The sequence below is a fragment of the Rhodococcus aerolatus genome (assembly GCF_054783215.1).
Map to the genome: position 1 here is coordinate 22,935 of NZ_BAAGQZ010000020.1, position 21,594 is coordinate 44,528.

Below are 21,594 nucleotides of genomic sequence, written 5' to 3' on the forward strand. Positions count from 1 at the left end.
ATCACCGCACTACAGTGGCTGCTGAGTCGTCGACCGGCGTCCGGCCGGCGCGTCCCGGACGGGGCGAACCGGCGAGCACACCGGGACCGAACACCCGACGTGAGGATGCTGACTGTGGCTGAGGGCAACACGGCCGACGTGGCTCCGGAGGCGCCCAGCGGCGCCCCGGTGCGGCGTGGCCGTGCCGGAGGCCCGGGCGGGGCCGAGCGCGCCGCGGAGGACGCGCGGCTCGTCGCCCGGCTGGGCGCGGGTGACGAGGGCGCGCTGGCCGCGCTCTACGACCGCTACTCCCGCCCCGCCTACTCCCTGGCCCGCCGCGTGTGCGTCGACGAGCTGCTGGCCGAGGACGTGGTGCAGGAGGTGTTCCTCACCGTCTGGCGCGACCCGTCGAAGTTCTCGCCCGACCGCGGCGCGTTCTCCTCCTGGCTGCTCACCCTGGTCCACCACAAGGCCGTCGACGCCGTCCGCCGCGAGGGCGTGCATCGCCGCCGCCAGGTGGCCGTCGACGACGAGACCACCGACCGGCTCGCCCCCGAGACCCCGGGCGCCGACCAGGACGCCATCGGCGCCGTCGTGGCCGACCACGTCAAGGCCGCGCTCCGCGAGCTCCCCGTCGAGCAGCGCACCGCGATGATGCTCGCCTACTACGGCGGCTACACCCAGCGCGAGGTCGCCGCCCTGGTCGGCGTGCCGTTGGGCACCGTCAAGTCCCGCATGTTCGCCGCGGCCAACCGGCTGCGCACCGCGCTCGGCCCGCTGTCCGTCGATTTCGGGATCGCCGCCGCCACCGAGGGAGGTGCCCGATGAGCACCACCCCCTGCCCCCAGCGCGACCTCGCCGTCGGCTGGGCCCTGCACGCCCTCGAGCCCGAGGAGGAGGCCAGCGTGGCCGCCCACCTCCCGCTCTGCGCCGAGTGCCGCGACCAGGTCGCCGCCACCGAGCACACCGCAGCGCTGCTGGGCACCGGCACCCCGCAGCTCGACCCCCCGGCCCGGCTGCGCGCCTCCATCCTCGAGGCGGCGCGTGCGGCCGGTCCGGCGCGGCCCGCCGCGGACGCCCCGACCGGCCGGCCCGTCATCCACACCGTCATCGCCGCCCCGGCGCGCACCAGCCGGCCGCGCCGGGTGCTCGTGGCCGCCGCGGCCGTCCTGGTCCTCGCCGTCGGTGCCGTCGGCGGCTGGGCGGGCACCCAGCTGGGCTCCGGGTCCTCCGGCCAGCCGACGCAGGTCGCGTCCGGCACCGCCGACACCGTCGTCCGCGACCTGGCCAGCCCGGGCGTGCGGCAGGTGGTGCTCAGCGGTGCCGGCGACCAGGCCCCGGTGGCGGTGCTCCTGGCCACCGACGACCACGAGCTGCTCCTGCCGGTCGACATGCCCGAGGTCAGCGCAGGCGAGGCCATCTGGATGTGGGGCCTCGACGAGAAGGGCGTGCCCGTCCCGCTCGGCGACCTCGCCCCCGCCGGCTCGGACGCCCTGGGGGCCCGGCAGGTCAACCCGCTCCCCGCAGCGGGGACGACGTACCAGACGTACGCCATGTCCATCGAGCCCAGCGACGGCGTGCCCACCGTTCCCACGACCGTCGTGGCCAGCGGCCAGGTGAGAGCATGACCCCATGAGCGAGACCGACAGGTCCCACACCACCGGCACCGCCCCCACCCGGGGCGGTGCCGGTGCGTCACCGGCGTCCGACGAGGACGGCCGCGAGCAGTCCTCCGGACTGGTCGGGACCATCAAGGCCAAGCGGGCGGACATCAAGTCCAAGCCGGGCGGTGCCCTGGCCTACCGCATCGCCGTCGGCGTCGTCGGCGGGATCGTGCTCGTCGTCGGCATCCTCGCCATCCCCTACCCCGGGCCCGGCTGGGCCATCGTCATCGCCGGGCTCGCCATCCTGGCCAGCGAGTTCACCTGGGCCAACCGCGCCCTGAAGTTCGTCAAGAAGTACTACGACGCGTGGACGGCCTGGCTGGGCCGGCAGTCCCGCGTGGTGCAGGCCCTGGTGGCGCTGGGCGTGGGGGTCATCGTCGTGGCCACCCTGTGGCTGATCGGTGCGCTCGCGCTGGTCGGCGGCTGGTTCGGGTTCGAGCCCGGCTGGCTGCAGTCCCCGCTCGGGCTCTAGCCCCACCGCCCGGACGGTGGGCACGCCCACCGGACGTGCTAGCGTTCCGCCCCGCACGTGCCGCTGCGGCACGCCTGGTCCCGTGGCTCAGCGGAAGAGCGTCCCGTTCACACCGGGAAGGTCGCTGGTTCGAACCCAGCCGGGACCACCACGCAGCACCGCAGGCCCGCACCCCACCCGGGGGAGCGGGCCTGTGGTGCGTCCGGGGCCTCGCGGCCCCCGCCCCGCGGATAGCATCGCCGTGCGGGCGCGGTCGCGTCCCGCACACCCGTCATCTCCCACTCGAACCGCGAGGAGCGCCCCGCCGTGGCCCAGCCCGTGCCCGCCAGCCCGACCCCCGTCGCCGTCCCCGCCGGGACCACCGCGGGCACGGCCGTGCGCGAGGCCGGCTGGGCGGGCCGGGGCGCTGACGCGGTCGTCGTCGTCCGCGACCCGCAGGGCGTGCTCCGCGACCTGTCCTTCACCCCCGACGTCGACACCGAGGTGGTCCCCGTCCTCGCCGGCACCGCCGACGGTCGGACGGTCATCCGCCACTCCTGCGCGCACGTCCTCGCCCAGGCCGTGCAGCAGCACTTCCCGCAGGCCAAGCTCGGCATCGGCCCGCCCATCACCAACGGCTTCTACTACGACTTCCAGGTCGACCGGCCGTTCACCCCCGAGGACCTCACCGCCCTCGAGAAGACGATGCGCAAGATCATCAAGGGCGCTCAGCGCTTCTCCCGCCGGGTCGTGGACTCGGTGGCCGACGCGGAGGCCGAGCTGGCCGACGAGCCGTTCAAGCTCGAGCTGGTCCGCGACAAGTCCGGTGTGGACGACCCCGAGGTGATGGAGGTCGGCGAGGGCGAGCTGACCGTCTACGACAACCTCGACCCGCGCTCGGGCGAGCGGGTCTGGGGCGACCTGTGCCGCGGCCCGCACGTGCCCACCACCAAGCACATCCCCGCGTTCCGGCTCACCCGCAGCTCGGCCGCGTACTGGCGCGGCGACCAGGCCAACGCCGACCTGCAGCGCGTCTACGGCACCGCGTGGGAGTCCCAGGAGGCGCTGGACAACCACCTCGAGCTGCTCGCCGAGGCCGAGCGCCGCGACCACCGCCGGCTCGGCACCGAGCTCGACCTGTTCAGCTTCCCCGACGAGATCGGCTCCGGCCTGCCCGTCTTCCACCCGCGGGGCGGGGTCATCAAGCGGGAGATGGAGGACTACGTCCGCCGCCGCCACATCGAGGAGGGCTTCGACTACGTCGGCACCCCGCACATCGCCAAGGAGCAGCTGTTCCACACCTCCGGGCACCTGCCGTACTACGGCGAGGGGATGTTCCCGGCGCTCGACGTGGACGGCAACCCCTACCGGCTCAAGGCCATGAACTGCCCCATGCACAACCTCGTCTACCGCTCCCGGCAGCGCTCCTACCGCGAGCTGCCGCTGCGGCTGTTCGAGTTCGGCCACGTCTACCGCAACGAGCGCTCCGGGGTCATCCACGGCCTGACCCGGGTGCGCGGCTTCGCCCAGGACGACTCGCACTCCTACTGCACCCCGGAGCAGGCGCCCGACGAGGTCCGCCACCTGCTCGACTTCATGCTCAGCGTGCTGCGCGACTTCGGGATGGACGACTTCTACCTCGAGCTCTCCACCCGCGACGACTCCAAGCCCGACAAGTTCGTCGGGTCCGAGGCGGACTGGGCGGTGGCCACGGGGGTGCTCGAGGACGTCGCGGTGGCCAGCGGCCTGGAGCTGGTGCCCGACCCGGGCGGCGCCGCGTTCTACGGCCCGAAGATCTCGGTGCAGGCCCGCGACGCGATCGGCCGCACCTGGCAGATGGGTACCGTGCAGTACGACTTCAACCAGCCCTCCGCCGACCGCTTCGACCTGGAGTACGTGGCCGCCGACGGCACCCGGCAGCAGCCGGTGATGATCCACTCGGCCAAGTTCGGGTCGATCGAGCGGTTCATGGGCGTGCTCGTCGAGCACTACGCCGGCGCGTTCCCCGCCTGGCTCGCGCCGGTGCAGGTCGTCGGCATCCCCGTCGCGGACACCTTCGCCGACCACCTCGACGACGTGGCCCGACAGTTGAAGGCCGCCGGCATCCGGGTGGAGGTCGACCACTCCGACGACCGGATGCAGAAGAAGATCCGCACCCACACCACGCAGAAGGTGCCGTTCCTGCTGCTGGCGGGGGAGCGCGACGTCGAGGCCGGCGCCGTCAGCTTCCGCTTCCGCGACGGCACCCAGGTCAACGGTGTGCCCGTCGAGGCCGCGGTGGCCCTCGTCGTCGACTGGGTGGCACGCCGGGAGAACGCCTCGCCCACGGCCGAGCTCGTGAGGGCGGGGTGAGCGACGCGGCCGGGCCGGGGGAGATCCGGGTGAGCGGCCCGGGCGAGCCCGACCGGCTGCAGCGGCTGTGGACCCCGCACCGGATGTCCTACATCGCCACCGGGCCGGACGCCGAGGAGGTGCCCCACGACGGCGAGCCCGGCTGCCCGCTGTGCGCCATCCCCGCGATGGGCGACGCCGACGGCCTCGTGGTGCACCGCGGCGAGCAGGTCTACGCCGTGCTCAACCTCTACCCGTACAACCCGGGGCACCTCATGGTGCTGCCGTACCGCCACGTCGCCGAGCTCGAGGACCTCACCGACGCCGAGAGCCACGAGCTGATGACGGTGACGCAGACCGCGGTGCGCGTCATCCGCTCGGTCTCGCAGCCGCACGGGTTCAACGTGGGCCTCAACCTCGGCGGGGTGGCGGGCGGCTCGCTGGCCGCGCACCTGCACCAGCACGTGGTGCCCCGCTGGGGTGGCGACGCCAACTTCATCACCGTGCTCGGCGGGACGAAGGTGCTCCCGCAGCTGCTGGCCGAGACGCGCGGGCTGCTCGCGGAGGCCTGGCCGGGCTGAGGCGGGTGGGTGGCGCTCAGCGCGTCGCGAGCGCGGCGGCGGCCTGCTGCCCGGCGGTGCGGAACGCCTCGGCCGACCCGTCGAGCCCGCCGGTGAGCCGCACGGTGGCGATGCGCGGGCCCGCCGCGAACCACAGCAGGTTCTGCTCGCCGCTGCGCACCAGCACGGCACGGTCGCCGACCCCGGGCACCGGCGTGCCCTGCAGCCGGTCCATCACCTCCGACACCGGCGCCCCGGTGGTCGTGTACACCTGGATCCGGCCCTTGGGCTGGAAGCTGCCCTGCTCGGTGTAGAAGCACGACACCACGGTCTGCCCGTCGCTCTGGGTGACGGTCGTCTGCTCCGGCGCCATCGGGCCCACCGAGGCCAGCGCACCCATCTGCGCCGCGGTCAGCAGGCAGTCGTCGGGGAGCCCGGCGTCGACGATGGGCACCTCGCCCGACGCGGGCGCGGCCGAGGTGGTGGCCGGCGAGGGCACCGTCGGGCTTTCGGTCGGGCTGCTCGGTACCGGGGCGGGGCTGCTCGACGCGGGGGCCGACGGGGCGGGCGTGCCTGCGGCGGTCGCGGCGGGGTCGACCCCGGCCTGCCCGGCCAGCGTCGTGGTGCACCCACCCAGGCCCAGGGCCACCGCGGCCAGGGCCGCGGCCAGCACGGGTCCGGTCGTCCTCGGCACGGTGTCCCCCCTCCGGGCGCGGGCCCCGTCGCCGGACCGCCCGACGACGGGGGCCACCCTAGAGGCCCGGTTGTCGCCCCACGGCGGTACTGGCAAGGTCGGCGCGATGACGGACGTGCGCCCGGCGCTGGTGCTGGGACCCCTGCTGCGCCACGTGGACCGCGGCAGCGCGACGGTGTGGGTGGAGGTGGACCGCCCGGCGACGGTCACCGTGACCGTCCGCGGCGGGGACGGGGACGCCGTCACCGCCACCGAGCCCACCTGGGGCGTGCACGGCCACCACTTCGCCCTCGTGGTCTGCCCCGACCTCGACCCGGGCAGCGACGACCAGCTCACCTACACCGTCGAGCTCGACGGGCACCGGGCCTGGCCCGCGCCGCAGGAGCGCCCCGGCGTGATCCGCGTCCCCGCCGCCGACGGGGTCGTGCGCCTGGCCTTCGGCTCCTGCCGGCGCGGCGAGGGCTACACCGACGCCGACCTGGCCCTCGTCGGGGCCGACGCCCTGGTCGCGCTCGCGGCGTCGATGGCGCGGACCACCCCCGACCAGTGGCCCGACGCGCTGCTGCTGCTCGGCGACCAGGTCTACGCCGACGACCCGTCCGAGCGGATCCGGCTGCGGCTGCGCGAGCGCCGCGCCGCGGGGATGGGACCGGAGGGGGCGAGGCGCAGCGGCGAGGTCGCCGACGAGATCTGCGACTTCGAGGAGTACAGCTGGCTCTACCGGGAGTCGTGGTCCGCGCCCGAGGTGCGGTGGCTGCTGGCCAGCGTGCCGACCGCGATGATCCTCGACGACCACGACCTGCGCGACGACTGGAACACCTCGCAGTCGTGGCGCGAGGAGGTGGGCCGGGCCCCGTGGTGGGACGCCCGGGTGGTGGGCGCGTTCTCCTCGTACTGGGTCTACCAGCACCTGGGCAACCTCACCCCGGCCGAGCTGGCCCGCGACGAGCTCTACGCCGCGGTCCGCGCCGCGCCCGACGACGCCGCCCGCGAGGCGCTGCTCGCCGACTTCGCCCGCCGCGCCGACGCCGAGCCCACCAGCGCGCGCTGGAGCTTCCGCCGCGACCTGGGCCGCACCCGGCTGCTGGTGCTCGACTCCCGCTGCTCGCGCCGGCTCGACCCCGACGACCGCGCGATGGTCGACGACGCCGAGTGGGCGTGGTTCCGGGAGCAGGCCCTGGAACCGGGCGCGGAGCACCTGCTGGTCGCCTCGACCCTGCCGGTGCTGCTGCTGCCCGGCATCCACCACCTCGAGGGCTGGAACGAGGCCACCGCGGCCGGCCGCTGGGGCGGGCGGGCGGCGCGGCTGGCGGAGAAGATCCGCCAGGACGTCGACCTCGAGCACTGGGCCGCGTTCCGCACGTCGTTCGACGCCATGGTCGACCTGGTCCGCGACGTGGCCGCCGAGCCCGACGCCCCCGCCTCGGTGCTGTGGCTCTCCGGCGACGTGCACTGCTCCTACCTGGCGGCCGCCCGCGTCGAGGGCCTCGAGGGGGACGGGGCGCCTGCGGTGCACCAGCTGACCATGTCGCCGTTCCGCAACCCGCTGAACCTGCCCATCCAGGTGGCCAACAAGGTCATCGCCCGGCCCGGCACCACCCGGGCGCTGCGCCGGCTGGCCCGCGCCGCCGGGGTCACCGACCCCGGCGTGGAGTGGGACGTCACCGACGGGCCGTGGTTCGACAACGGGGTCATGACCGTGGTGCTCGACGGCCGGGCCGCCGCGGTCGCGGTCGACCACGCCTTCCTCGCCCCCACCGGGGAGCAGCTGCTGCGCCGCACCGCCGAGCAGCGGCTGGCGGGGAGCGTCGCCGCGGCCGACTAGCCTGGCCCGGAGCCGCCGGGACCCCGGTGGGGTCGGAGGGGTCGGGTCGCTCGCATGGTCAGGTTGATCACCAGGTCGTCCGCGTCGCGGGTCACCGAGCCGATGGGCGCGTGGCTGCTGCGCCGCGGCCTCACCCCGGACGGCATGACCGTGATCGGCACCGTGCTCAGCGTGCTGGCCGCGGTGACGCTGTTCCCCACCGACCACCTGTTCGTCGGCACCCTGCTCATCTGGCTGTTCGTCATGTTCGACATGCTCGACGGCGCCATGGCGCGGGTGCAGGGGGGCGGCACCGCCTTCGGCGCGGTGCTCGACGCGACGGGCGACCGCATCGCCGATGGCGCCGTGTTCGCCTCGCTCACCTGGTGGGCGTTCACCACCGCGGGCAGCAAGCCGCTGGCGGCCGCCCTGCTGGTCTGCCTCATCACCTCGCAGGTGACCTCGTACGCCAAGGCCCGGGCCGAGGCCAGCGGGTTCGCCGCGCCGAAGGGCCTCGTCGAGCGACCCTCGCGCCTGATCATCATCCTCGTCGGCACCGGGTTCACCGGGCTGGGCGTGCCGTGGGCGGTGTACCTGGCGGCGTACCTGCTCACGGTGGGCAGCGTGTTCACCGTGGTGCAGCGGGTGCTCGCGGTGCGCCGGGCGGCCCAGGCCACCGGGAGCACCGCACCGGGTAGGACCACGGGGGCCGGGGGCGCGGCCCAGGCCGGCACCGCCCCGCCCGCGTGAGCACCCGCGCCGAGCGGGCCACCGACCTGTCCTACGCGGCGGGGTGGCGCCTCGTGCGGGCCCTGCCCGGGCCGGTCGCCGCCGCCGCGTTCGACCTCGGCGCCCGGGTGGGCGCCCGGCGCGGCGGCAAGGGCGTCACCCAGCTGCGCCGCAACCTGGCCCGGGTGCTGGGCTGCCCGCCCGAGCAGGTGCCCGACGCGCTCGTCGCCGCCGGCCTGCGCTCCTACGCCCGCTACTGGCGCGAGGCGTTCCGGCTGCCCAGCACCCACGCCGAGGTGACCGCGGCGGTGCACGACGCGGTCGCCGACGACCACCTGCTGCTCGACGTCCTCGCCACCGGCCGCGGCGCGGTGCTCGCCCTGCCGCACGCCGGCAACTGGGACGCGGCCGGGCTGTGGCTGGTCGACCGCCTGGGCACCTTCACCACCATCGTCGAGCGGCTGCACCCCGAGTCGCTCTACCAGCGCTTCGTCGCCTACCGCGAGGGCCTCGGCTTCGAGATCGTGCCGCTGACCGGCGGAGCGGAGAACCCGCTGCGCGCGTGCATCCGCCGCCTGCAGGCTGGCGGCGTCGTCGCCCTGCTCGCCGACCGGGACCTCGGCTCGACCGGGGTGGCCGCCACCCTGTTCGGCGAGGAGGTGCGGCTGCCGCCCGGCCCCGCCCGCCTGGCCCAGCACACCGGGGCGGCGCTGCTGCCCGCCGCGTGCTGGTTCGACGGGGACGGCTGGGGGTTCCGGGTCTACCCGGAGGTGCCCGTCGGCCGCGGCCCGGCCGGGGTCGCCGCGGCGTGCCAGGGCCTGGCCGACGCCTTCGCCGACGCGCTGCGCGCCCACCCCGAGGACTGGCACGCCCTGCAGCCGGTGTTCACCGCCGACCGGGCGGGGGCGGCCTGATGCGCGTCGGCATGGTGTGCCCGTACTCGTTCGACGTCCCCGGCGGGGTGCAGGCCCACGTGGCCGAGCTCGCCGGCGTGCTCATCGAGCTGGGCCACGACGTCAGCGTGCTCGCCCCCGCGGACGACGACACCGTGCTGCCGCCGTACGTGGAGAGCAGCGGGAAGACGATCGCGGTGCCCTACAACGGGTCCGTGGCCCGGCTGGCGTTCGACCCCAAGACGATGAACCGGGTGCGGCGCTGGATCCGCGAGCACGACTTCGACGTGCTGCACCTGCACGAGCCGAACGCGCCCAGCCTGTCGATGTGGGCGATGGCCGTGGCCACCGGGCCCATCGTCGCCACCTTCCACACCTCCACGACGAAGTCGCGGGTGCTCAGCACGTTCACCCCGGTGCTGCAGCCGTTCCTGGAGCGCATCTCGGGCCGCATCGCGGTGTCCGACCTGGCCCGGCGCTGGCAGGTCGAGGCGCTCGGCTCGGACGCGGTGGAGATCCCCAACGGGGTGCACGTCGCCCGCTTCGCCGAGGGCCCGCTGCTGCCCGGCTACCCCCGCAACGGCCCCACCGTGGCGTTCCTCGGCCGCTACGACGAGCCCCGAAAGGGCATGCCGGTGCTGCTCGAGGCGCTGCCCGCCGTGGTGGCGGCGCACCCCGACGTGGAGGTGCTCGTCGTCGGCCGGGGTGACGAGGCCGCGCTGCGCCGGGCGGCCGGCCCGCAGCTGGCCTCGCACCTGCGCGTGCTGGGGCAGGTGACCGACGAGCAGAAGGCGGCCGCGCTGCGCAGCGCCGACGTCTACTGCGCGCCGCACACCGGCGGGGAGAGCTTCGGCATCGTGCTGTGCGAGGCGATGGCCGCGGGCACCGCGGTGGTGGCTGCGGACCTCGACGCGTTCCGCCGCGTGCTCGACGACGGCACCGCCGGGCTGGTGGTCCCGGTCGGGGACGGGGCGGCGTTCGCGACGGCGCTGGTCGGGCTGCTCGGGGACCGGGCCCGCCGCGACGAGCTCGTCGAGCGCGGCCGCGCGACCGTCGCCCGCTACGACTGGTCCGTGGTCGCCGCGCAGGTGGTGCGCGTCTACGAGACCGTCACCGCCGGGCACGAGCGCGTGCACGAGGGCCCGGAGGTGCTGCCGTGAGCACGGGGGTGGTGCTGCTCGTCGTCCTCGTCGTCGTCGTGCTGGGCCTGGTGGCGCTGTGGGCGGCGGGCACCGCGAGCCGGCTCGACCGGCTGCACGTCCGCACCGACACCGCCTGGGTGGCGCTCGACGCGGCGCTGGCCCGCCGGGCCGTCGTCGCCCGCGCCCTGGCCCGGGACCCGCGGGGCACCCCGGCCCTGGCCCGCCTCGCCGACCGGGCCGAGCGGGCCGACCGGCGCAGCCGGGAGGACGCGGAGAACGCGCTCTCCGCGGCGCTCGACGAGCTGGGCCTCGACGGGCTCGACCCCCGGCTGGCCGCGGAGCTCGCCGACGCCGAGGCCCGGGTGCTGCTGGCCCGCCGCTTCCACAACGACGCCGTCCGCGACACCCTCGCCCTGCGGGGCCGCCGCCCGGTCCGCCTGCTGCGCCTCGGCGGCACGGCCCCCGCGCCGACCTACCTCGAGATCGCGGAGCGGCGGACCCTCGACGCCGTGGCCCGCACGCAGGCCCACGTCCCGGCGGACCCGGCGCGGCGCGACACGGCACGGGTGGTGGTGCTCGACGAGGACGAGCGGGTGCTGGTGCAGCGCGGGCGCGACCCCCGCGACCCGTCCCGGGCGTGGTGGACCACCGTCGGCGGCGGCGTCGAGGAGGGCGAGGACGGCCCGGCCGCCGCGGTCCGCGAGCTGTGGGAGGAGACCGGGCTGCGGGCGGACGCGGCCGACCTCGTCGGCCCGGTGTTCCGCCGCACCACCGACTTCGCGTTCGACGGGGTCGCCTGGTCGCTCGACGAGCGGTACTGGGTGCTGCGGGTGCCCGCCTTCGACGCGGTCGCCGCGGCCCCGACCGAGCTCGAGCGCCGCGTCGTCACCGAGACCCGGTGGTGCTCCGCGGCCGAGCTGCGCGCGCTGGCCGCCGCGGGGGAGCCGGTGTACCCGCCCGCCCTGGCGGACCTGCTGGGGGAGGCGGCGGACGCTGCGGCGGGCGGCGCCCCGGTCACCGTGCGCGACATCACCTGAGGCGTCCCCGCGGACGCCGGGTGCGGCGGCTGGCCCTACCATGGGACCTCCCCGACGGGAACCCCCCAGGACCTGGAGATCGCAGTGACCACGCAGGACACGACCACCGACGCCACCACCCCCAGCGGGCCGGGCACCGCCCGCGTCAAGCGCGGCATGGCCGAGCAGCTCAAGGGCGGCGTGATCATGGACGTGGTCACCGCCGAGCAGGCCCGCATCGCCGAGGACGCCGGCGCCGTCGCCGTCATGGCGCTCGAGCGGGTGCCCGCCGACATCCGCGCCGAGGGCGGCGTGTCCCGGATGAGCGACCCCGACATGATCGACTCGATCATCGCCACCGTCACCATCCCGGTGATGGCCAAGGCGCGCATCGGGCACTTCGTCGAGGCGCAGGTGCTGCAGAGCCTCGGGGTCGACTACGTCGACGAGTCCGAGGTGCTCACCCCCGCGGACTACGCGAACCACATCGACAAGAACGCGTTCACCGTGCCGTTCGTGTGCGGGGCGACCAACCTCGGCGAGGCGCTGCGCCGCATCACCGAGGGCGCGGCGATGATCCGCTCCAAGGGTGAGGCCGGCACCGGCGACGTCTCCAACGCCACCACCCACATGCGGGCCATCCGCGGCGAGATCCGCCGGCTGACCTCGCTGAGCCCCGACGAGCTGTTCGTCGCGGCCAAGGAGCTGCAGGCCCCCTACGACCTCGTCGCCCAGGTCGCCCGCGAGGGCCGGCTGCCCACCGTGCTGTTCACCGCCGGCGGCATCGCCACCCCCGCCGACGCGGCCATGATGATGCAGCTCGGCGCCGACGGCGTGTTCGTCGGCTCGGGGATCTTCAAGTCCGGCAACCCCGCCCAGCGCGCGGAGGCCATCGTCAAGGCCACCACCTTCCACGACGACCCCGAGATGATCGCCAAGGTCTCCCGCGGGCTCGGCGAGGCCATGGTCGGCCTCAACGTGGACCAGATCCCCGTCGACCACCGGCTGTCCACGCGCGGCTGGTGAGCGCCCGCGTCGACGCCGTGCTCGCGGCGTCGCGGCACGGCGTGCACCGGCTCGACCCGCACGAGACGGCCGCGGCGGTGGCGGCGGGCGCGCTGCTCGTCGACACCCGCACCGACGTGCAGCGCGCCGAGCAGGGCGACCTGCCCGGCGCGCTCGTCATCGACCGCACCGTGCTCGAGTGGCGGCTCGACCCGACCTGCCCGCACCGCATCCCGGAGGCGACCGGCCCGGACGTGGTCGTCGTCGTGGTGTGCCGTCAGGGGTACTCCTCCAGCCTGGCCGCCGCCTCGCTGCGCGCCGTGGGCCTGCCGCGGGCGACGGACCTGGCCGGCGGGGTCGAGGCGTGGCTCGCGGCCGGGCTGCCGACCCACGACGGCCCGGTCGACGTCCGCCGCTGACCTCTGGGTCCGGTGCCGTCCGTCCGGGCCTGGTGCGGCCGCCGGGCCCGGGCCTAGCGTGACGGCGTGGACGCCGACGCGGTGCGCGAGCAGGTCGCCGGGCACCGCCGCGTCGCGGCCGACCTGCTCGACGGCCTGAGCGAGCGCGAGCTGGCCACCCCCAGCCTGTGCACCGGCTGGGACGTCCGCGTCCTCGCCGCCCACCTGGCGCTGCCGATGACGCTGTCGCGCACCGGGTTCCTGCGCGACCTGCTCGTCGCGCGCGGCTCGGTCGACCGCGCCATGGACCGGGCCAGCCGGCGCGCCGCCCAGGCGCCGCCCGCGGACGTGGTGCGCGTGCTCCGGGAGCGGGCCGACCACCCGTTCCGCCCGCCCGGCTCGCCGCCGATCACCCCGCTGGTCGAGGTCTCGCTGCACCTGCGCGACGCCGCACGGCCGCTCGGCGCGGCCACCGGCCCCACCCCCGCCCAGTGGGAGCCCGTGCTCGCCCACCTCAGCAGCGGCCGGGCCGGGATCTTCGTGCCGCGGGGACGCCTCGACGGCCTCGCCCTGGTCGCCACGGACAGCGACTTCACCGCCGGGGCGGGCCCGGTGGTGCGCGGGCCGTCGGAGGCACTGGCCCTCGCCGCCGTCGGCCGCACCGTCGCCCTGGCCGACCTCGACGGGGACGGGGTGGCCACGCTGCGCGACCGCCTGCGCTGACCCCGCCCGGGGTCAGCCCACCCGCAGCGCGGGGCGGTCCGCGTGCTCGGCGCGCACCAGCAGGTCCGCGGCGTCGTCGGTGCCCGTCGCGTCCTCGTGCTCGAGCAGGGCGGGCACGGTCCAGCCGTCGGCGTCGGGGGTGAGCCGCCGCAGCGCCCCCGCGGACAGGTGCAGGTGCACCACGAGGTCGAGCGGGTGGCCCCGGCCCAGCAGCATCGGCCCGTCGAGCAGCAGCACCGACCCCGCCGCGGCCGGGCGCACCGGCTCCCGGGCGGAGCGGTCGCGGGCGGCGTCCCACAGCCGTGGCAGCCACGTCCCCGCCCCGCCGGGGCCCAGCGGGTCGAGCACCTCCCGGGCCAGCGCCCCGTGGTCCACCCAGTCCTGCTGGTAGCTCGTCGGGTCCTCGCGGCCGTGCTCCAGGCGCAGCGAGGCGGGCCGCAGGAAGTCCACGGCCGAGACCCGCAGCGGCGCCCGGCCCGCGGCGCGCAGCCGGGCGGCGACCAGGTCGGCCAGCAGGTCCGGCCGTGCCGCGTCGGCCCCGTCCACCGCCACCCGCAGCGCCACCCCGCCGGCGGGGGCGGCCAGGCAGCGGGCCAGCACCTCGTCGGCCAGCGCGTCGGGGGTCAGCGGGCGGAACCGCGGTGCGTCGGCCACGGCCGCGATGGTGCCCGCCCCGGGCGGGGGCGGCGGGACCGGCCCCGCCGCTGCCTAGGCTGACCCGCCGTGACCCCACCCCGCGTCGGCGTGCTCGCCCTGCAGGGCGACGTCCGCGAGCACCTCGCCGCGCTCGCCGCGGTGGGGGCGCAGCCGGTCCCGGTGCGCCGCGAGGCCGAGCTCGCCGGGGTGGACGCGCTCGTCCTGCCCGGCGGGGAGTCGACGACGATGAGCCGGCTGCTCGTCTCGTTCGCGCTGCTCGAGCCTTTGTGCGCCCGCCTCGAGGCCGGGATGCCTGCCTACGGCTCCTGCGCCGGGATGATCCTGCTGGCCCGCGAGGTCCTCGACACCCGGCCCGAGGCCCGTTCGCTCGGCGTCCTCGACGTCACGGTGCGGCGCAACGCCTTCGGCCGGCAGGTCGACTCCTTCGAGACCGACCTCCCGCTGACCGGCGTCCCCGGCGGCGACGTGCGGGCGGTGTTCATCCGCGCCCCCTGGGTGGAGCGGGTGGGCGGGGGCGTCGAGGTGCTGGCCCGGGTGCCCGACGCCCCCGGGGTGGCCGCGGGGGCCGTCGGCGCGGTGGTGGCGGTGCGGCAGGGCCCGCTGCTGGCCACCTCGTTCCACCCCGAGGTCACCGGGGACGTCCGCGTCCACCGGCTGTTCGTCGACACCGTGCTCGCGCAGGCCTGAGCCGCGGGCCCGGGCACGGAGGCCGTCCCGACTAGGATGGACGCCGAGCAGGGACCACCAGCGGAGGCGGGCCGACCGGCCGCCGCCCGCCCGACGAGAGGAGCGCGCGCCGATGAGCGGCCACTCCAAGTGGGCAACCACGAAGCACAAGAAGGCCGTGATCGACGCCCGGCGCGGCAAGTCCTTCGCCAAGCTGATCAAGAACATCGAGGTCGCGGCCCGTACCGGTGGCGGTGACCCGGCGGGCAACCCGACGCTGTTCGACGCGATCGCCAAGGCGAAGAAGACCTCGGTGCCCAACGACAACATCGAGCGCGCCCGCAAGCGCGGGGCCGGCGAGGAGGCGGGCGGCGCCGACTACCAGACGATCATGTACGAGGGCTACGCCCCCGGCGGGGTCGCCGTGCTGGTGGAGTGCCTGACCGACAACAAGAACCGCGCCGCCGGCGAGGTGCGGACCGCGATGAGCCGCAACGGGGGCAACCTCGCCGACCCGGGCTCGGTGTCCTACCTGTTCGCCCGCAAGGGCGTGGTGACGCTGGAGAAGAACGGCCTGACCGAGGACGACCTGCTGCTGGCCGTGCTCGAGGCCGGGGCCGAGGAGGTCACCGACAACGGCGACACCTTCGAGGTCGTCTCCGAGCCCACCGACCTCGTCGCCGTGCGCACCGCGCTGCAGGACGCGGGCATCGACTACGACTCGGCCGAGGCCAGCTTCCAGCCGTCGATGAGCGTGGCCGTGGACGCCGACGGGGCCCGCAAGGTGTTCCGCCTGGTCGACGCGCTCGAGGACTCCGACGACGTGCAGAACGTGTGGTCCAACGTCGACCTCTCCGACGAGGTGCTGGCCGAGCTCGACGCCTGAGCGCGTCCTGGCGGTGGCTGCAGACCCCGCCGGACCGTCCGGGTGGTGCTTGCAGACACTCCGGGAGGGCGGGCGCGTGTCGCAGGGCGGCCGTGCGGGGCGGCCTCGCTAGGGTTCGAACGTCAGTTCGGGCAGCGGTCGGGGAGGCGTGCGTGCGGGTGCTCGGGGTCGACCCTGGCCTGACCCGGTGCGGGTTCGGGGTGGTCGACGCCGGGCGGGGCCGCGAGGTGGCCGCTGTCGCCGTCGACGTCGTCCGCACCCCCGCCGACCTCGAGCTCTCCCGTCGGCTGCTGCGGATCGCCGACGCGGCCGAGCAGTGGCTCGACGCGCACCGGCCCGACGTCGTCGCCGTCGAGCGGGTGTTCTCCCAGCACAACGTGCGCACCGCGATGGGCACCGCGCAGGCCGGGGGAGTCGTCGCCCTGGCCGCCGCCCGCCGCGGCATCCCCGTCAGCTTCCACACCCCCAGCGAGGTCAAGGCCGCCGTCACCGGCAGCGGCACCGCGGGCAAGGAGCAGGTCACCACCATGGTCACCCGGCTGCTCGGCCTCGAGGTGGCTCCGCGCCCCGCCGACGCGGCCGACGCCCTGGCCCTGGCCATCTGCCACTGCTGGCGCGCGCCCATGCTGGCCCGGATGGCCGCCGCGCAGGCCCAGGCCGAGGACGCCCGCCGCCGCCACCTCGCCCGCCTCGCCGCCGCCCGGGCCCGCGCGTGATCTCCTCGGTCCGCGGCCGGGTCACCGCGATCGCGCTGGACCACGCCGTGCTCGAGGTGGGCGGGGTCGGCTTGGCCGTGCTCGCCACCCCCGCCACCCTGGGCGGCCTGCGGCGCGGCACCGAGGCGCAGCTGGCCACCACGCTGGTGGTGCGGGAGGACTCGCTGACCCTCTACGGCTTCGCCGACGACGACCAGCGCGCGCTGTTCTCGCTGCTGCAGACGGTCTCCGGCGTCGGGCCGCGGCTGGCCATGGCCGTGCTGGCGGTGCTGGAGCCCGACGTGCTGCGCGGGGCGCTGGCCGACGGCAACCTGACGGTCCTCATGCGGGTGCCGGGCATCGGCAAGCGCGGGGCGGAGCGGATGGTCGTCGAGCTGCGCGACAAGGTCGAGGTCACCCCCACGCCCGAGGACGGGACCACCGGGGGCGGCCCGGTGCGCGACCAGGTCGTCGACGCGCTGCTCGGCCTCGGCTTCGCCGCACGCCAGGCCGAGCCGGCCGTCGACGCCGTGCTGGCCGAGGACCCGGCCGCGGACACGGCCGCCGCCCTGCGCCGGGCCCTGGGCTCGCTGGGGCGGACGCGGTGAGCGACCGCGCCGCCGACGAGCCCGTCAGCGAGGTGGTCACGGCGCAGGCGCTGCGCGAGGACCACGACGTCGAGGCCAGCCTGCGGCCGAAGGACCTCGCCGAGTTCATCGGCCAGCACCGGGTCCGCGAGCAGCTCGACCTCGTGCTGGCCGGGGCCCGCAACCGCGGCGCGCCGCCCGACCACGTGCTGCTCTCCGGCCCGCCCGGGCTGGGCAAGACCAGCCTGGCGATGATCATCGCCGCGGAGATGGGCGCTGCGCTGCGGCTCACCTCCGGGCCGGCCCTGGAGCGCGCCGGGGACCTGGCCGCGATGCTGAGCAACCTCGTCGAGGGCGACGTGCTGTTCATCGACGAGATCCACCGCATCGCCCGCCCGGCCGAGGAGATGCTCTACCTGGCCATGGAGGACTTCCGGGTCGACGTCGTCGTCGGCAAGGGCCCCGGGGCCACGTCCATCCCGCTCGACGTCGCCCCGTTCACCCTCGTCGGGGCCACGACCCGCTCCGGCGCGCTGACCGGCCCGCTGCGCGACCGCTTCGGCTTCACCGCGCACATGGAGTTCTACGAGCCCGCCGACCTCGAGCGGGTCCTGGCCCGCTCCGCGCGGATCCTCGGTGTCGACCTGCGCGACGACGGCGCCGCCGAGATCGCCGGCCGCAGCCGCGGCACCCCCCGCATCGCCAACCGGCTGCTGCGTCGCGTCCGCGACTACGCCGAGGTGCGCGCGGACGGCGCCGTCACCCGGGCCGTCGCCCGGGCCGCGCTGGCCGTCTACGACGTCGACGAGCTGGGCCTGGACCGGCTCGACCGCGCCGTGCTCGGGGTGCTGGTGCGCAGCTTCGGCGGCGGGCCGGTCGGGGTGTCGACCCTGGCCGTGGCCGTGGGGGAGGAGCCCGGCACCGTCGAGGAGGTGTGCGAGCCGTTCCTGGTCCGCGCCGGGCTGCTGGCCCGCACCCCCCGCGGCCGGGTGGCGACCGCGGCGGCGTGGCAGCACCTGGGGCTCGTCGCCCCGCCCGACGCGGTGAGCGGCGCCGGCGGCGGCCGCGGCGCGGAGCCGTCGCTGTTCGACCCCGCCGACCCGCCCACCTGACGGGCCCGGGGCCCTCCCGACACCGGACGGTGCGCCCGCCGCGGCCCCGGGGGTGCCCCGGGCACCGAGCAGTGCGCCCCGCGCGGGGTCGACGGACCACCGACGGCGGGGTGGCACACTGGGGCCGACTGCGCGCACCCGTGCGCCGCGCACCGGGCACGACCCCCACTGACCCCGACCAGAGGACTGATCCACCGATGGAACTCATCTTCCCGCTGCTCATCGTGGGCTTCGTCGTGCTGCTCGTGACGCAGAGCCGCCGCCAGCGCCGCGAGCTCAAGGCCACGCAGGAGATGCAGAGCGCCCTGCAGGTGGGGGACCGCGTGATGACAACGGCCGGCCTGCACGCCACCGTCGCCGGGCTGGACGAGGACACCGTGGACCTGGAGATCGCCCCGGGGGTCGTCACCACGTGGAGCCGCCTGGTCATCCGCCAGGAGCTGACCGACGACGCCGAGGACACCACCGGCGACGACGAGGACGCGCTGGTGGACGACACCAGCGACGCCGGCACGACCGCCACCGAGGTCGACGACACCCGCCCCTCGCTGCGCAAGTCCTGACCCACCCGCGCGGCCCGGGTGACGGGACGCGCGCCGGCGGCGGAACCCGGGCCCTGGACGGCCCGCGCTCGCGCCCGTCCGCCCGAACCCCGAGGAGACCGACCGCCCGTGGCCCCGCCCGCAGCGAAGATCCGTCCCGCCCGCTACCTGGCCGCGTTCGTCGCGGTGGTGGCAGTGCTCTACGCGCTGGTGTTCCTCACCGGTGACCGGTCCCCGACGCCCAAGCTGGGCATCGACCTGCAGGGCGGCACTCAGGTCACGCTCACCGCCCGGACCCCGGACGGCAACCCGCCCACGCAGCAGTCCCTCGAGCAGGCGCGGACCATCATCGAGACGCGCGTGAACGGGCTCGGCGTCTCCGGATCCGAGGTCGTCGTCGACGGCAGCAACCTCGTCATCACCGTTCCCGGGGACAACAGCTCGCAGGCCCGCAACCTCGGCCAGACGGCGCAGCTCTACATCCGGCCCGTGCTGCAGACCGTGGCCGCCTCGGCCACCGGGTCCACCGCGGGCAGCACCGCGCCGAGCACCGACCCGGCCGCGCCGAGCACGGCCCCCGCCCCGGCGTCGACCTCGGCCCCGGCGCCGACCAGCGAGCCCGCCCCGACGAGCGCCGGCACCGCGCCCCAGGGTTTCGTCGCCCCCGCCCAGGCCCCGACGACCGAGCCCACGCCGACGACCGAGCCCGCCCCGACGTCGACCGACCCGGCGGCCCCGACCGCTGCCGCCCCCGCCACCCCGTCCTCGCCCACCGACTCCGCCGCGGCGATCGCGGCGGCCAAGGCGCTGCGGCAGTCGACCGACCAGGCCACCCAGGCGCAGGCGCTGACCGGCCTGGCGTGCGACCAGAACGACCCCCTGCTCGGCAACGACGACCCCTCGCTGCCGCTGGTCACCTGCTCCAGCACGGGGGACGCGAAGTACCTGCTCGGCCCGGCCATCATCACCGGCACCCAGATCTCGGGGGCCAGCAGCGGCCCCGCGCAGGGCGGCGTCGGGTTCCAGGTCAGCCTCGACTTCACCTCCGAGGGCAGCGCCACCTGGGCGGACTTCACCGCCGCCAACGTCGGCAAGCAGGCCGCCTTCGTCCTGGACTCCCAGGTCGTCAGCGCGCCGCGGATCAACCAGGCCATCACCGGCGGGCAGACCCAGATCACCGGCTCGTTCTCCCAGCAGCAGGCCGCCGACCTGGCCAACACGCTGAAGTACGGGTCGCTGCCGCTGTCGTTCTCCCAGTCCGAGGCGCAGACCGTCTCGGCCAGCCTGGGCTCGGCGTCGCTGCAGGCCGGGCTCATCGCCGGCGGCATCGGCCTGGTGCTGGTGCTGCTGTACTGCCTGGTCTACTACCGGGCCCTGGGTCTGCTCACCGCGCTGTCGCTGGTGCTCTCCGGCGTCATCGTCTACGGGGTGCTGGTCCTGCTGGGTCGCTACATCGGCTTCACCCTCGACCTGTCCGGCATCGCCGGGTTCATCGTCGCCATCGGCATCACCGCCGACTCGTTCGTGGTGTTCTTCGAACGGCTCAAGGACGAGGTCCGGGAGGGCCGCAGCTTCCGCTCCGCCGTGCCCCGGGGCTGGGTGCGGGCGCGGCACACCATCCTCTCCGCCGACGCGGTCAGCTTCCTCGCCGCGGCGGTGCTCTACGTGCTCGCCGTCGGCCAGGTCAAGGGCTTCGCGTTCACCCTCGGCATGTCCACCGTGCTCGACCTCGTCGTCGTGTTCCTCGTGACCCACCCGCTGGTCGTCCTGGCCTCCCGCTCGGACTTCTGGTCGCGCCCGTCGGTGACCGGGCTGGGCGCGGTCCAGCAGATCGCCCGCAACCGCAAGCGGGCCGAGGCGGCGCAGGCCGGCGCGTCCCGCCCCGGCTCCTCGACCCTGACCAAGGAGGCCTGACGTGGCCAGCGACGACACGCCCGCCGGCGACGGGGACGACACCCGGGACGGCGCAGCCGGGTCGGGGACGAGCACCGGGACCGCCGTGGCCGAGCCGCGCGAGCCCGCGGCCTCGGAGGCCGGCGGCAGCTTCCTCTCCCGGCTCTACACCGGGACCGGCGCGTTCGACGTCATCGGCCGCCGCAAGCTCTTCTACGGCATCGTCGCCGTGCTCATGGTCGTCTCGATCGGCTCGATGGTGTTCCGCGGCTTCTCCCTCGGCATCGACTTCGAGGGCGGCACCCAGCTGCAGCTGCCCGCCGCGGGGACGACGACCTCCGCGGTGGAGGACACCTACCGCGCCGCGCTCGGCATGGACCCCGTCGCGGTGCAGACCGTCGGCACCGGGTCCTCGGCGACGGTGCAGATCCGCTCGGTCGCGCTGGACACCCAGCAGGTGACCACCCTCAAGCAGGCGCTGCTCGACCGGTTCCAGGTCGTCGGGGCCGACGGGCAGTCCAGCGTCGACGCCATCAGCGACTCCGCGGTGAGCGAGACGTGGGGCGGGGAGATCACGCAGAAGGCGCTCATCGCGCTCGTGGTGTTCCTCGTCCTGGTCAGCCTGTTCATCGGCTTCCGCTTCGAGCGCGACATGGCGCTGGCCGCGCTCGCCGCGCTGGTGCACGACCTGGTCCTCACCGCGGGCATCTACTCCCTGGTCGGCTTCGAGGTGACCCCGGCGACCGTCATCGGCCTGCTCACCATCCTCGGGTTCTCGCTCTACGACACGGTGGTGGTGTTCGACAAGGTGCAGGAGAACACCCGCGGCTTCCTCAGCCTCAGCCGCCGCACCTACGCCGAGCAGGCCAACCTCGCCGTCAACCAGACGCTCATGCGCTCGATCAACACCACGGTGATCGCGGTGCTGCCGGTGCTGGGGCTGCTCGTCATCGGGGTGGGCCTGCTGGGCGTGGGGACGCTCAAGGACCTCGCGCTGGTGCAGCTGACCGGGCTGCTGGCCGGCACGTACTCCTCGGTGTTCTTCGCGACGCCGCTGCTGGTCACCCTCAAGGAGCGCGGCGGCGAGGTGCGCGAGCACACCCGCCGGGTGATGGCCCGCCGCGCGGCCGCGGCCGCCGGTGGCTCCCCGGCCGCGGCCGCCGGGTC

General features: G+C 75.7%; 23 protein-coding genes and 1 tRNA gene. 22 read left to right on the forward strand and 2 right to left on the reverse strand.

What is annotated here, in order from left to right; genetic code table 11:
• Positions 1 to 114 precede the first annotated feature (114 nt).
• The 6 genes from ACYVOF_RS08545 to ACYVOF_RS08570 all read left to right on the forward strand — a co-directional run bounded on the left by ACYVOF_RS08545 (position 115) and on the right by ACYVOF_RS08570 (position 5,006).
• Positions 115 to 807: an RNA polymerase sigma factor gene (locus ACYVOF_RS08545; RefSeq protein ID WP_460865581.1), complete on the forward strand. Its 693-nt coding sequence runs from the start codon at positions 115 to 117 to the stop codon at positions 805 to 807.
• A complete protein-coding gene (locus ACYVOF_RS08550; RefSeq protein ID WP_460865583.1) occupies positions 804 to 1,607 on the forward strand; it encodes an anti-sigma factor in 804 nt (267 codons plus the stop codon). Before ACYVOF_RS08545 ends, ACYVOF_RS08550 begins: the two co-directional genes overlap by 4 nt.
• Positions 1,608 to 1,611: 4 nt before the next feature.
• Positions 1,612 to 2,115, forward strand: coding sequence for a TIGR02611 family protein (locus tag ACYVOF_RS08555; protein ID WP_460865585.1), 504 nt, complete (start codon positions 1,612 to 1,614; stop codon positions 2,113 to 2,115).
• 76 nt (positions 2,116 to 2,191) lie between these two features.
• A tRNA-Val gene (locus ACYVOF_RS08560) sits at positions 2,192 to 2,266 on the forward strand.
• Between the two features lie 155 nt (positions 2,267 to 2,421).
• Positions 2,422 to 4,446: a threonine--tRNA ligase gene (gene thrS, locus ACYVOF_RS08565; RefSeq protein ID WP_460865587.1), complete on the forward strand. Its 2,025-nt coding sequence runs from the start codon at positions 2,422 to 2,424 to the stop codon at positions 4,444 to 4,446.
• The gene (locus ACYVOF_RS08570; protein ID WP_460865588.1) at positions 4,443 to 5,006 is read left to right on the forward strand and encodes an HIT family protein; all 564 of its coding nucleotides are present in this window, start codon (positions 4,443 to 4,445) and stop codon (positions 5,004 to 5,006) included. The genes thrS and ACYVOF_RS08570 overlap by 4 nt, the downstream gene beginning before the upstream one ends.
• Positions 5,007 to 5,022: 16 nt before the next feature.
• Here the strand turns inward: ACYVOF_RS08570 and ACYVOF_RS08575 are convergent, their stop codons facing one another.
• On the reverse strand, positions 5,023 to 5,679 hold the full coding sequence (locus tag ACYVOF_RS08575; protein ID WP_460865590.1) for a hypothetical protein: 657 nt from the start codon (positions 5,677 to 5,679) through the stop codon (positions 5,023 to 5,025).
• Between the two features lie 106 nt (positions 5,680 to 5,785).
• Between ACYVOF_RS08575 and ACYVOF_RS08580 the strand changes: the two genes are divergently transcribed.
• From ACYVOF_RS08580 to ACYVOF_RS08615, 8 genes are all read left to right on the forward strand, one after another.
• Entirely contained in the window at positions 5,786 to 7,504 is a 1,719-nt protein-coding gene (locus ACYVOF_RS08580; RefSeq protein WP_460865592.1) for an alkaline phosphatase D family protein, read from the forward strand.
• A 54-nt stretch (positions 7,505 to 7,558) separates the two neighbouring features.
• Positions 7,559 to 8,233 (forward strand): phosphatidylinositol phosphate synthase, encoded by a 675-nt coding sequence (gene pgsA / locus ACYVOF_RS08585; protein ID WP_460865594.1) that lies wholly within the window; start codon positions 7,559 to 7,561, stop codon positions 8,231 to 8,233.
• On the forward strand, positions 8,230 to 9,126 hold the full coding sequence (locus tag ACYVOF_RS08590) for a phosphatidylinositol mannoside acyltransferase (protein ID WP_460865595.1): 897 nt from the start codon (positions 8,230 to 8,232) through the stop codon (positions 9,124 to 9,126). Before pgsA ends, ACYVOF_RS08590 begins: the two co-directional genes overlap by 4 nt.
• Positions 9,126 to 10,265: a glycosyltransferase family 4 protein gene (locus ACYVOF_RS08595; RefSeq protein WP_460865597.1), complete on the forward strand. Its 1,140-nt coding sequence runs from the start codon at positions 9,126 to 9,128 to the stop codon at positions 10,263 to 10,265. Before ACYVOF_RS08590 ends, ACYVOF_RS08595 begins: the two co-directional genes overlap by 1 nt.
• Positions 10,262 to 11,284, forward strand: coding sequence for an NUDIX hydrolase (locus ACYVOF_RS08600; protein WP_460865599.1), 1,023 nt, complete (start codon positions 10,262 to 10,264; stop codon positions 11,282 to 11,284). The genes ACYVOF_RS08595 and ACYVOF_RS08600 overlap by 4 nt, the downstream gene beginning before the upstream one ends.
• Before the next feature lie 156 nt (positions 11,285 to 11,440).
• Positions 11,441 to 12,289: a pyridoxal 5'-phosphate synthase lyase subunit PdxS gene (gene pdxS, locus ACYVOF_RS08605; protein WP_460865617.1), complete on the forward strand. Its 849-nt coding sequence runs from the start codon at positions 11,441 to 11,443 to the stop codon at positions 12,287 to 12,289.
• The gene (locus ACYVOF_RS08610; RefSeq protein WP_460865600.1) at positions 12,286 to 12,687 is read left to right on the forward strand and encodes a rhodanese-like domain-containing protein; all 402 of its coding nucleotides are present in this window, start codon (positions 12,286 to 12,288) and stop codon (positions 12,685 to 12,687) included. Before pdxS ends, ACYVOF_RS08610 begins: the two co-directional genes overlap by 4 nt.
• A 66-nt stretch (positions 12,688 to 12,753) precedes the next feature.
• The gene (locus ACYVOF_RS08615; protein ID WP_460865602.1) at positions 12,754 to 13,389 is read left to right on the forward strand and encodes a maleylpyruvate isomerase family mycothiol-dependent enzyme; all 636 of its coding nucleotides are present in this window, start codon (positions 12,754 to 12,756) and stop codon (positions 13,387 to 13,389) included.
• Positions 13,390 to 13,401: 12 nt separating this feature from the next.
• On the opposite strand, the gene ACYVOF_RS08620 is transcribed toward ACYVOF_RS08615, so the two are convergent.
• Positions 13,402 to 14,043: a nucleoside/nucleotide kinase family protein gene (locus ACYVOF_RS08620; protein ID WP_460865604.1), complete on the reverse strand. Its 642-nt coding sequence runs from the start codon at positions 14,041 to 14,043 to the stop codon at positions 13,402 to 13,404.
• A gap of 69 nt (positions 14,044 to 14,112) precedes the next feature.
• Here ACYVOF_RS08620 and pdxT point away from each other — a divergent pair, with 69 nt between their 5' ends.
• The 8 genes from pdxT to secF all read left to right on the forward strand — a co-directional run.
• Positions 14,113 to 14,733, forward strand: coding sequence for a pyridoxal 5'-phosphate synthase glutaminase subunit PdxT (pdxT, locus tag ACYVOF_RS08625; protein ID WP_460865606.1), 621 nt, complete (start codon positions 14,113 to 14,115; stop codon positions 14,731 to 14,733).
• 112 nt (positions 14,734 to 14,845) lie between these two features.
• Entirely contained in the window at positions 14,846 to 15,598 is a 753-nt protein-coding gene (locus ACYVOF_RS08630) for a YebC/PmpR family DNA-binding transcriptional regulator (RefSeq protein WP_460865608.1), read from the forward strand.
• A gap of 152 nt (positions 15,599 to 15,750) precedes the next feature.
• Positions 15,751 to 16,314, forward strand: coding sequence for a crossover junction endodeoxyribonuclease RuvC (gene ruvC / locus ACYVOF_RS08635; RefSeq protein ID WP_460865610.1), 564 nt, complete (start codon positions 15,751 to 15,753; stop codon positions 16,312 to 16,314).
• The gene (ruvA, locus tag ACYVOF_RS08640) at positions 16,311 to 16,901 is read left to right on the forward strand and encodes a Holliday junction branch migration protein RuvA (RefSeq protein WP_460865612.1); all 591 of its coding nucleotides are present in this window, start codon (positions 16,311 to 16,313) and stop codon (positions 16,899 to 16,901) included. Before ruvC ends, ruvA begins: the two co-directional genes overlap by 4 nt.
• Before the next feature lie 32 nt (positions 16,902 to 16,933).
• On the forward strand, positions 16,934 to 17,992 hold the full coding sequence (gene ruvB / locus ACYVOF_RS08645) for a Holliday junction branch migration DNA helicase RuvB (protein ID WP_460865619.1): 1,059 nt from the start codon (positions 16,934 to 16,936) through the stop codon (positions 17,990 to 17,992).
• A 197-nt stretch (positions 17,993 to 18,189) separates the two neighbouring features.
• Positions 18,190 to 18,555, forward strand: a complete 366-nt coding sequence (yajC, locus tag ACYVOF_RS08650) for a preprotein translocase subunit YajC (protein ID WP_460865613.1) — start codon at positions 18,190 to 18,192, stop codon at positions 18,553 to 18,555.
• Between the two features lie 108 nt (positions 18,556 to 18,663).
• Positions 18,664 to 20,448, forward strand: a complete 1,785-nt coding sequence (gene secD / locus ACYVOF_RS08655; protein ID WP_460865615.1) for a protein translocase subunit SecD — start codon at positions 18,664 to 18,666, stop codon at positions 20,446 to 20,448.
• A gap of 85 nt (positions 20,449 to 20,533) precedes the next feature.
• The coding region (secF, locus tag ACYVOF_RS08660; protein WP_460865621.1) for a protein translocase subunit SecF at positions 20,534 to 21,594 on the forward strand (1,061 nt) is incomplete at its 3' end.